4 protein-coding genes and 1 pseudogene are annotated in these 11779 nt (G+C 55.0%); all 5 read left to right on the top strand.

Features of this window, described 5'->3' with window-relative positions:
• Window positions 1-1938 (top strand): VENN motif pre-toxin domain-containing protein (locus GGR61_RS20490; RefSeq protein ID WP_184623728.1); only part of this gene is annotated, 1938 nt, incomplete at its 5' end.
• A 449-nt stretch (window positions 1939-2387) separates the two neighbouring features.
• Window positions 2388-6917, top strand: coding sequence for a hemagglutinin repeat-containing protein (locus tag GGR61_RS20485; RefSeq protein WP_326520649.1), 4530 nt, complete (start codon window positions 2388-2390; stop codon window positions 6915-6917).
• A 44-nt stretch (window positions 6918-6961) separates the two neighbouring features.
• The gene (locus GGR61_RS20480; RefSeq protein WP_184623726.1) at window positions 6962-7468 is read left to right on the top strand and encodes a hypothetical protein; all 507 of its coding nucleotides are present in this window, start codon (window positions 6962-6964) and stop codon (window positions 7466-7468) included.
• A 237-nt stretch (window positions 7469-7705) separates the two neighbouring features.
• Window positions 7706-10762, top strand: coding sequence for a hemagglutinin repeat-containing protein (locus GGR61_RS20475; protein ID WP_184623729.1), 3057 nt, complete (start codon window positions 7706-7708; stop codon window positions 10760-10762).
• Window positions 10763-11291: 529 nt separating this feature from the next.
• A pseudogene (locus GGR61_RS20470) lies at window positions 11292-11779 on the top strand (hemagglutinin); the annotation flags it as partial.

Below are 11779 nucleotides of genomic sequence, written 5' to 3'. Positions count from 1 at the left end.
TTCGCGGGCAATGGTGGCTACCACGTCACTGCCGGCAACGTAAACCTGATCGGAGGCGCGATCGCCAGCACCAATGCCGGTGCCAGCGAACTGACGGCCGATTCGCTGACGTTCACCGATCTGAAAAACCAGATGGACTACAGCGCCTCGTCGGGCAGCATCAGCGGCGGGTTCGGCAGTACCGGCAACCAAACCGATGCCAACGGCAACCCGATCCAGCGGACAGCTGGCGAACAGTCCAGCGACATCGGCAACAACATCGCCAACGGCAACTATGGCAAGGCCAACACTGGCAGCTTCATGCCGGGCGTGCCGATGAGCGAAAGCGGCAGCGACACCACTTATACCCGCGCCACGTTGACCGAAGGCAACATCAAGATCGGCGGCAAGACCACCACGGCAGCGGATCTGGGCGTCAACACCGATGCCAGCGCCGCACACGAAGCCGTGGCCACGCTGCCGGATGTGCGCAAGATCCTCGGCGAGCAGCAGGCAATGGCGGCGGCGATTGGGACGGTAGTGCAAACTGGCGTTAGTATTCGCAACGACATCAACGCATCCATTGACGAGGCCCAAAGACAGAAGAAAGAAGCAAAAGCTATTCTTGAGGATCCAGTACGGAGCGCATCATTGAGCCCCGAGCAAAAGGTTCAGCTAGCGATGATTGCTGTTGAAGCAGACAAAGAGACTGCGCGTCTTCAGAAAGTCGGAGTGCTTGTCAGCTCAATAACAGGTGGCCTTTCCGCGGCATCGGGAAGCACGGGCCAAATCTTGGCCGGTACTTTGGCGCCCGTTGCCTCGTATCAGATTGGTCAATATTTCAAAGAGAATGCCGTGCGCAATACAGTAGACGGTGGCAATCGCGGTGAGGAAGGAAGTGCAAGTCATCTGCTTGCGCACTCAATCCTGGGGGCAGCGATTGCTTCCGCTGGTGGAGGAAGTGAATTGATCGGAGCGATCACGGCCGCTGGCGCAGAAGCTGCAGCTCCTGCCTTGGCGAAGTTTCTCTATGGAACCGGAAGCGAGAATCTTAATGCAGAAGAAAAGTCCACCATAAATTCGATCGTTGGATTAGGCGGAGCAGCTTTAGGATCTTTTAGCGGGGACATTAACTCCATTATTTCAGGAAGCTCAATAGCAAGAAATTCTGTGGAGAATAATTGGGGGGAAATTGGGCATTACTCGACTATGGCCACAGTACTTTATCTTGCTGGATTCTCTAGTCAGGATGCTAAGGCAATCGCGCTGGCTGCTTGGGCCCCCGATACTGATGAGCGAAATGCGATCACGGCAAATAACGTTAAGAACGGAAATTCGCCATCTGGAGATCAGCAATCCATCCACCTTTTGAATGGAAATAAATCACCAGAGGAAGTGATCAAGGAACAAAAAATATTGACTGCAAAGGTTGGTGCAATACTTAATGAGCTGAATGAAAACATCAATAATAGCAGCGTAAAATCCGCTATTCTTTCCGATCCAGAGAATCAGAAGATATTACATGCTTTTGGAGATTCTTTTGCACACGTAAGGGATAACGGAGCACATTATGACGGTGTAGTTGGTCATCTTCGGGATGGCACCATGCCAGACGACCCGTATTTCAATTCAGAACAGTATAGTGGGTATGTAAAATCCTTGTACTCTGTTGCTTCTACAGCTTCCAAGCAGTCGCGCTCAAGCGATTTGGAAATTTCTGGTATCATAAAAGATGTTACAGGAAGCTTTTTCGATAGCAGCCAGAAAAAAGCTTTAGCAGATGCCGCCAAAATTGCCGGCAACATTGATAAAGGCTTTGTAAATTCACCCGTGCCTGGCTGTGAAAATTATGAACACTGTTCAGGAAATAAAGCCAATAAGGTCATCCGCGAAATTTATGGGGTGGAGACCTATCCGCCTGCAATTGATTGGTCTAAATTGCAATTTCCGATGAGATAAATTGTAAGTATTTACACATAGGATTAGGTGAGGCCTTACAAATGAAAAATTTCTGCCTAACACTTCATTTTAGTTGTTTTTTCTACTGGATGCTTGCTGCACTAAGGATGACTCTCGGCATGCGTCTTGATGCATGCACCGGAAAGCCTTGCCAAGTGTTAGCTGATTTTTTAAACTACATCACTGATTTAATTTTCATTATTCCTGCGCTAGCGATGCTACCTCTCGTCACCATTATCTTATTTGTACTGCGGCGGCGAACAAAAGTTATGCCTAGAGTTGAGCGAAACTTGTGCATAGGATCCTGGCTATTTTTCTCATACTGTTTTTTATCAATCCCAGCTTTTTAATTAATTTTCCAATATAAAATGATTACCATTAATAAAAATGATTGAATTGATCTATATTTCATAACACTTAATTTAGTTAAGCCGTATTAATTTCGAACGATTAGCCGGTTTGTACGTCATAGACCATTATTTAATCTAACCCTCTCACAAGTCGGCGCAGGCAAGATAATGGCCTTGCAGGCCGGCCGCGACCTAACCCTGGGCTCCACCGCAGTCGCCAGCCAGACCGGCGGCATCGCGCTGGCCGGCGGCAACGACATCAAGCTGCTGGCCACGCAGGAGCAGCATGATGCAGTGATAGACAAGGAAACCCGGAAGAAGAGCACCTTCTCCAATGAGAAGACCACCACGCACGACGAGCGGCACGACAGTCTCGCCATCGGTTCCTCGCTGAGCGGCAAGACCATCAACATGGTCGCGGGTAACGACCTGGCCGTCGTGGGCTCGACGGTGCTTGCTGAGGACAATGTGCGTCTGGCCGCAGGTAACAACGTCACCATCGAGTCGGCGCAGGACACCAGCAGCGAAGCGCACAGCATTCGCCAGAAGAAGTCCGGTTTGACCGGCAGTTCTGGTGGCGGTGTGGCGAGCGTGGGCTATGCGAAGTCCAGCAGCGACAGCCAGGAGTCCACGCGCTCAGTCACCCAGGTTGCCTCGTCCGTTGGCTCGACCGATGGCAATCTGGTAATCAGCGCAGGCAACCAGCTGACCATCGCCGCCTCCGATGTCGGGGCTGGCAAGGACGTGACGTTGGCGGCCAAGGACATCGCCCTGCTGGCGCGGCAGGACACGGTCGAGTCGCACTCCAGCCAGTCCAGCAAGTCCAGCGGGTTCTCGGTCGGCGTGACCTACGACCCGGGTGCGTCGTACCGCAGCGCACGCGATTCGACCACCAAGAACATGGTCGATACCGGCTCGACCATGAGCAAGATGAGCCGCGACGCCGAAGGCGCAGCCGCCGGCACCATGGCTGCCATCACCCCGGTGGTGATCCAGGCCAGCAGCCACCGCTCCAATGCAGCGCAGAACGAAAGCACCAGCGATGCACGTGTCAGCCAACTGGCCGCCGGCGGCAATCTCACCTTGCTGGCCAGCGATGGCTCGATTACCAGCCAAGGCGCGCAAATGTCGGCCGAAGGTAGTGCCTTGCTGCTGGCCAGCAAGGACATCGTGTTCGATGTCGCGCACAACACCCAATCCAGTGACAACGCCAGCACTGGCAAGGGCTGGGGCTTCAATAACGCGGCCGGCCTGCCCTATGGCAACTACAACCAGCAAGGCACCGGCAACGGCCAGACCGACACCATTACCGGCACCCAGCTGTCGGTGGGTGGCAATGCCAGCCTCACCACCACGCAAGGCGATATCACCCTGACGGCCAGCAATATCGCCGCGCAGGGCAATGTCAGCATGCGCGCGGCAGGCGACCTGACCATCCAAAGTGGCCAGGACATTCTGGGCAATGCCAACCAGTCCACCAGCAAGGGCATCGGCACGGTGGTCATTTCCGACACCGAGCGCTTTGCCGGCTACAACAAGAAGAATCACCTGGACGACAACGCCCAGGTGGCGCAGGTGGCCAGCAACGTCGGCAGCCTGGGCGGCAATGTCAGCCTGACCGCAGGCGGCACGTACACCCAGTCAGCCAGCAACGTGGTCGCGGCCAAGGACGTGGACATCACCGCCGCCTCGATCCAGCTGCTGACCGCCAACCAGAGCAGCTCCGCCTCCCAGCAGGACGACGACCTGAAGATCGGCGCGTTCGCGCGTATCAAATCCCCGCTGATCGATCTGATCAACAATGTGGACGATGCGCGCAAGTCCGATGGGCGATTGGGCGCGATGCAGGGCATGGCGGCAGCGGCGAATGCGTATCAATCGGCTAGTGCGATCAGCAGCATGGCCGGCGGTGCGGGTAGCGGCTCTTTACTCAGCGTCGAAGCAGGCGTGGGTTTCGCCACCAACGAGAGCAGCTTCAACAGCAGCAGCCAACTCTCGCAGGGCTCCACCATCACCGGTGGTGGCAATGTGCGCCTGAAGACCACCGAAGGCGACCTGCGCATCGTGCAGGGCAACCTCAAGGCCGGCGACACGCTGAGCCTGGATTCGGCACGCGATCTGGTGCTGGAAGCGGGCAACTCCAGCAACACCGAGCAGAGCAAGGGCAGCAACGCCGGCTTTGAGGTCGGCGTCGGCGCATCGGTGGGCGCGCAGACCGGCGTGTATGCCTACGTGCAAGCCAGTGCCGGTAGCCACAGGTCGAACGTGGATGGCAGCACCTGGCAGAACACGCAGCTGGCCGGGCAGAACATCGTGCTCACCTCGCAAGGCGACACCACTTTGCGCGGCGCGGTGGTCAAAGGCGACCGGATCGACGCACAGATCGGTGGCGACCTGACGATCGAATCGCTGCAAGACAAGCTGGACATCCAATCCAAGGAAAGCAGCGTTGGTGGACGCGTACAGATCTCGGCGGGTACTGCGTGGGATGTCAGCGGCTATGCCAGTGCGGCCAAGGCCAACGGCAATTATCTGGGCGTGGTCGAACAGTCGGGCTTGTTCGCAGGCAATGGCGGCTATCACGTCACCGCCGGCAACGTAAACCTGATCGGCGGTGCCATTGCCAGCACCAATGCCGGTGCCAGCGAACTGACCGCCGACTCGCTGACGTTTACCGATCTGAAAAATCGGATGGACTACAGCGCCTCATCCGGCAGCGTCAGCGGTGGATTCGGCAGTACCGGCAACCAAACCGATGCCAACGGCAACCCGATCGAGCGGACCGCTGGTGAGCAGTCCACAGACATCGGCAACAACATCGCCAACGGCAACTACGGCAAGGCCAATACCGGCAGCTTCATGCCGGGCGTGCCGATGAGTGAAAGCGGCAGCGACACGAGCTATACCCGCGCCACGTTGACCGAAGGCAACATCAAGATCGGTGGCAAGACCACCACGGCAGCGGCCACCGGCATCAACACCAATGCCAGTGCCGCGCATGAGGCCGTGGCCACGTTGCCGGATGTGCGCAAGATCTTGGGTGAGCAGCAGGCGATGGCGGCTGCGGCCACCACCGTGGTGGCGACCGGTAAACAGATCGGTGATGACATTGCTGCAGCAGCAGAGAGCAAAACCAAAGCCATCGAGGAGCAGTACAAGAATGGCCTGACCCAAGAGGGGAAGGACAACTTTGCCAGCTTGACTGCCGATCAACGCCGGGATGTATTAGCGCAGAGCAATCCGGAATACAGCGCAGCTTATGAGACCAAGCAGAACTGGGGCGTCGGCGGCGACTACAGCCGTGCGTTGCAAGCAGTAACGACGGCATTGGTCGGAAGCGTGGCCGGGCAAGGTGCCGGACAAGTCGCCACCAACGCCTTAGCGCCCTACGCCGCACAGCTGATCGGCAAGACCTTCGACCAGAACCATGGCAGTGATCCGAACGCCGTGCTGCAAGGGCTATCGCACGCCGTACTTGGCGCCGTGCTGGCACAAGTCAACGGTACGTCCATGGCAGGCGGTGCGCTGGCCGGGGCTGGCGGTGAACTGGCAGCCCAGTACCTGGCCAAAGCCCTATACGGCGATGACCCACAAGCCTATGGGCCGGACGGCAAGTTTGATCCAAACGGGTTGCCGGAAGCAGACAAGCAGATGCTGGTGTCGTTGTCGCAGGCGATTGGAGCGATTGCGGGTGGGATGACTGGTGGCAGCTTGGCTGATGCAGCAACTAACGCAAATGTTGCCAAAAATGTGGTAGAGAACAACTACCTTAGTCACCCACAACGCGATCAGAAAGCACGCGAACTGCAAGCCTGTGAAACCGAGAAATGCCGGGAAAACGTTGAGCAAAAATGGGACGATACAAGCCTTGCGCAAAGCCGAGAGATGAAGGACCGATACTTCAGTGCGTTAACCCCAGAGCAGCAATCACAACTATTAAATCTCAAGCCCGGCACGAAAGCATATGACGCCATTCTCGCGCAAGGCGTCATACAGTCCGCGTCAAAAGCTTCTCCCGGCCTAGCATCAATTCACAACAACAACTTCCAGCTCTTGACAGAGACAGACTGGCAAGGCTGGAAGACTAATAATCTGATTGGCGGGATGTCTCTTGAGGATAGTAATAGGCTAGATACAGCGATCCTGGGAATCTTCGGATCTCCCGGCAGTTTGACTTCTAAATTTGGCGGCACTCCCGAGCAGGTTGCAGCGGCAAACCGATTTGGACAAAGCATGTTTGATGTAATGACAGCAGCTGATTTATTAGCTCCCCCAAGCACTCGTGTTGATAGGGGTGGCTCCGTTAAGGATCCTGGTCTAACAGGAAAAGATGTGCCAGTAATATTTGATTATATGGCAAGTACTGGCGTTTCATTTCCTCCGCCATGGACAAAAAATAGTCCAAATCAGATTAATGTTTCGGGGCCTCAACGCGCAGCGATTGAAACACTAGAGGCTAATGGCTATACAAAATCATTTAGTAAAGACGGGGCCGTTACCATGCTTGAGAAAGGCGACAAGATATACACATTTTATCCGAAATCAAGGTCTGGTGAAGTACCTTCTGCGTCCCTGAAAATAAAGGGCCAAAAGCGCGACGTCGTTAAATTGAGATTCACTGAGGAGTAATTTTCTTGATAACAAACAAAGAAAAATCTGCGTTCAAAAATTTTATGGAAAATATTACAATGGTTGTTGACTTTGACGTGAGGCTTCCATCAATGGTATTCAAAGAAAAATTTGAGCAATTTTGGTTCTTTGAACGACCGTTGATGAACTGTTATGACGTGCTAGAGAAGATTGTCGAATTATCAGGCGTTGACGCCTTCATAAAATTCTCTGGAATAGACCCCTTGTTTGAATCATTTTTCTTAATAGATAAAGATAATATTAATTATGATGTAATGAAAGCGTATGACACATCTATTAATTTCGGAAAAGGCAGTTTATCTTATCCCTTAGTGCTGTGCGATAGCTCTATGCGCTGGATAGCTGTTGAAGACGTAACAGAGGATTTTGGGGTTCTAGCCCTGAAAGATAAGTTTTTATTTTCTCATGAAAGTAACTTCCTGGAAAATAATTTTATCAGCCTCAGCCAGATGGTCGAGTTATCTAAAAGCGGCTCTTATGGCAGCAGGGCAGCCATGGCATTCATCGAAAGTTATACCATAAATAATTAGCTGTCCTATCAGGAAATAGGCTTAATTAAGCATACGGTATTTATAAATATTATTTTTGTATTAAAATTTCAGGATTATTTAATTTGAAGTGCTGGCCTACTAGCTTAAGACAATCATCGGGTCGAGAGCTGGATAGACAGCTGAACTAGATTAGGCGCTGCAGGATGAGCTGACTTTGCCAGCCGAATCTAATGACCAAAATCGCAGCGGAAAAGAGAGACCCCCGGTACGGGCGCCATCATCCAATGTCGGGGTGGCGGCGAGCAGATCTCTGTCGCGGCAGGCAACGACCTGTTGTCGCAGGGCACGCAGATCGTTGGCACCGGCGATGTGGTGCTCGCGGCCGGCAACAACCTGACCCTTGAGACGGCGCAGAGCACGCATAGCGAAGCGCACGACAAGAAAACCGTCAAAACCGGCCTGTTCGGTAGCGGCGGTATCGGCTTCACCATCGGCAAGCAGACGGTCAAGACGGAGGCAGACATCGCTGATGTGAGCCACACCGGCACCACGGTCGGCAGCCTGGAGGGCAACGTCACCCTGGTCGCCGGCAACACGCTGGCGATCACCGGCAGCGACGTGATGGCCTTGCAGGGCGATATCACCGCCAAGGCCAAGGACATCGCGATCACCGAAGTCCAGGACACCTCGAGCAGCGAGCAGCGCACCGAGTTCAAGCAAGGCGGCTTGTCGGTCACCTTGAGCGCGGCCGCGCTCAATCTCGCCCAGGCGGCGGTGAACAGTGGCGAGGCCGGCAAGAAGGCCGAAGGCGACTCGCGCATGCAGGCCCTGGCCGGTGCCTCTGCCGCATATAGCGCATACGGTGCAGGCCAGGCGGCCAGCAGCGTCATGAACGCCGACACCGCCAAGGGCGCCGCGCAGGCGGCCAATGTCAGCATCTCGGTCACCGTGGGCGGCAGCCAGAGCGAGAGCGAGACCAAGCAACGCAGCTCGACGTCCAAGGGCTCCACCCTGCAGGCCGGCGGCAACGTCAACCTGATCGCCACCGGTGGCGGCCAAGACAGCAACATCCTGGTGCGCGGCAGCGACATCAAGGCCGGCAACAACCTGCTGCTGGCGGCCGACAACAACATCACCCTGGAAGCGGCGCAGGACACCTTCGAACAACACAGCACCAACAAGAGCAAGAGTGCGGCAATCGGCGTGGCGATCACTTACGGTGCAGACGGCTTCGCCGCCGGTGTTACCGCCAGCGCCAGCGGCTCGCGCGGCAAGGCCGATGGCACCGATGTCACCCAGCGCAATAGCCATCTGTCGGCAGGCAACACCGCAACGATCATCAGCGGCAACGACACCACCCTGAAGGGTGCGGTGCTGTCGGCCAACAGCGTGCTGGCCGACATCGGCGGCGACCTCAACATCGAGAGCCTGCAGGACACCAGCACCTACGCCAGCAAGGACAAGGCGGTCGGCGGCAGCGTGACCTTCGGGATCGGCTTCAGCGCCAGCGCCAGCTATAGCAGCAACAAGGTCAACGGTGACTTCGCCAGCGTCACCGAGCAGAGCGGTATCCAGGCCGGCGATGGCGGCTTCAACATCCGCGTGGGCGGTAACACCGACCTCAAGGGCGGCGTGATCGCCAGCACCCAGGCGGCGGTGGATGCCGGTGCCAATCGCCTGCAGACCGGCACGCTGACGGTGAGCGACATCACCAACACCAGCAGCTATGAAGCCAAGGGCATCAGCTTGTCGGGTGGCTACGCCGCCGCCGGCAGCGATGGCAAGGATGGAGCGAAAACCGAGACCCAGACGCCGCCGACGACCAACAACGGCAGCAACTGGTCCTGGCAAAACCAAGGTAGCGGTGCGCAGGGTGCAAGCGCCGGCTACTCCAGCAAGAGCGGCAGCGAGACCTCGCTGACCACCAGCGGCATCAGCGGCGGCACGTTGGTCATCACCGACCAAGCTGGGCAGCAGGCCAAGACCGGGCAAAGCGTCAGCGATGTGCTGGCTGCGCTAAATCGTGATGTGCTCACTGGCGACAGCGCCAATGGCCTGGTCAAGGGCTGGGACGGGCAGAAGCTGCAGCAGCAGGTCAGCGCTGGGGCCGAGATCACTGCGACGTTTGGGCAGCAGGCGAGTAAGGAAATCGGTGACTATGCTGAAAAAAAGACCAAGGAAGCGTCGCTGTTACGTCTGCAAGCAGAAACGACAACCGACCCAGATCAACGTGCTGCGCTGTTAGGTCAGGCAGAGCAACTCGAAGGTCAGTGGGGTAACGACGGCACGTTGCGAGTGCTGGCACACGCAGCTGTTGGCGGACTGACAGGTGGCCTACAAGGCGCTGCGGGCTCGGCGGCAGGTACACTCACGGCCCCCGCTGTTGCCAGCGCACTGAAGAACGCCGGTGTGGATGGCGTACTGGCAGATTCATTGACTGCACTGGCATCGACGACAGTCGGCGCAACCGTTGGTGGTACGGCTGGCGGTACGACAGCAATGAATGAGGTGGCGAACAATTATTTGAGTCATCAGCAAATTTCACAACTCCAAGCTGAGCTTGCGTCGTGCGCGTTAATTGGCGGGTGCGATGAAATCGTAAATAAATACGTTGCCCTATCAAAAAGTAACGACCTCGAACTCCAGCAAACATGTTCTCAAAACCCCTCGGGGGCCGCATGTCAGGAGGGCGTGCGCGAAGCACTCAACTATTCAGGCGATTCGTCTTGGAAGAGCTATAGTGCTTCCGCAGACCCGAGATACATTTTCCCTTTAACGCAAATGGATAGTGATATCGTCAAATCCCGCAAAAATGCATTAGATTTAATATTTAATAGCAGCGAGGCTTATAGCGCAATTGATGACATCGATGCACGTTCAGATTTTTTTGGTGCAATGGCTAGGCAGACCGGTGCAATCTGGTTCTCTGCCGCAGAGTCTCAATCTAGAGAGAATTTGAGTGGCTTCAATTTTTCCGCCGGCGCTTTGTGGAATAAAATTCTAGGTGCCGGCGATGTAATGAACGACTGGAGATCGGCTGCTGGTAATCAGATCATGTTTAACGGACACGATGCATTTAAATACATATACAATGGCCAAGGAAAGGTCAACCCTACACAGTGGAGCCTCATCCAGCTCGGAAGTGAGCAGAGAGATCCAATTCTCCAAAAAATCCATGAAAATTTCACTAAAAACATGGCCTGGCCGACGGTCGAGAGCATGCAATACATTGGTGGTGTAAAAGATCTTTTAGATCCTGAAGAGCGGGTTAACACTGGGTGTCGTAACATGGGTTTCCAAGGCGGCTGTGCGGGGAAACCTCCAAAGAATTAGGCCGTTCAGAGATAATATTGAGACATCGATCATGATATTTGGTAGTTTCGGCTGGGAATTTCCTTTCCTTTTTGCTGCGTTAGCGGTATCTGCTTTCTCACTAATCATTATACCAATTTCTTTTATTTTTAATTTTAAAGACTATGCCATATCTATTCTATTCCATTTGCACGGCGCGTTTTGCGTTGGCCACCTTGGGTTTCTGCTGAAAATATTTTATAATGTTATATTTGGTTTAAATTATTTTGAATTAGATTTTCTTATTCTTTGGAATTCACTCGGAGCAGTAAATTTTTTCATGTTTTCTTACAGCATTTACGCAAGAAAAACAGGCCAAAGGATTTCAAATATTTATTATTTATCTGGATTGATCGTGTGCGGAGTATTGCCGTTAGCTGTAATAGTCTCAGTTAATTTAATTAGGCTAATAAAGTAGTCAAATACCAGCAGCAACAAGGTCAACTGTGACTTCGCCAGCGTCACCGAGCAGAGCGGTATCCAGGCCGGCGATGGCGGCTTCAACATCCGCGTGGGCGGTAACACCGACCTCAAGGGCGGCGTGATCGCCAGCACCCAGGCGGCGGTAGATGCCGGTGCCAATCGCCTGCAGACCGGCACGCTGACGGTGAGCGACATCACCAACACCAGCAGCTATGAAGCCAAGGGCATCAGCTTGTCGGGTGGCTACGCCGCCGGCGGCAGCAATGGCAAAGAGGGCGGCGAGAAGACCGAGACCCAGACGCCACCGACCACCAACCAGGGCAGTAGCTGGTCCTGGCAAAACCAAGGCAGCGGCGCGCAAGGTGCGGCGGCCGGTTACTCCAGCAAGAGCGGCAGCGAGACCTCGCTGACCACCAGCGGCATCAGCGGCGGCACGCTGGTCATCACCGACCAGGCGGGCCAACAGGCCAAGACCGGCCAGAGCGTCAGCGATGTGCTGGCTGCACTAAACCGCGATGTGCTCACTGGCGACAGCGCCAATGGCCTGGTCAAGGGCTGGGACGGGCAGAAGCTGCA

Source organism: Xanthomonas sp. 3058, assembly GCF_014199765.1.
Lineage (GTDB): Bacteria > Pseudomonadota > Gammaproteobacteria > Xanthomonadales > Xanthomonadaceae > Xanthomonas > Xanthomonas campestris_B.
Note: the sequence above shows the minus strand (reverse complement) of the source record. Positions and strands in the feature narration are given on the sequence as shown.

Coding starts and splice junctions, on each gene's coding strand:
- GGR61_RS20480 (WP_184623726.1), top strand. CDS start 6,962: ATGGAAAATATTACAATGGTTGTTGACTTTGACGTGAGGCTTCCATCA.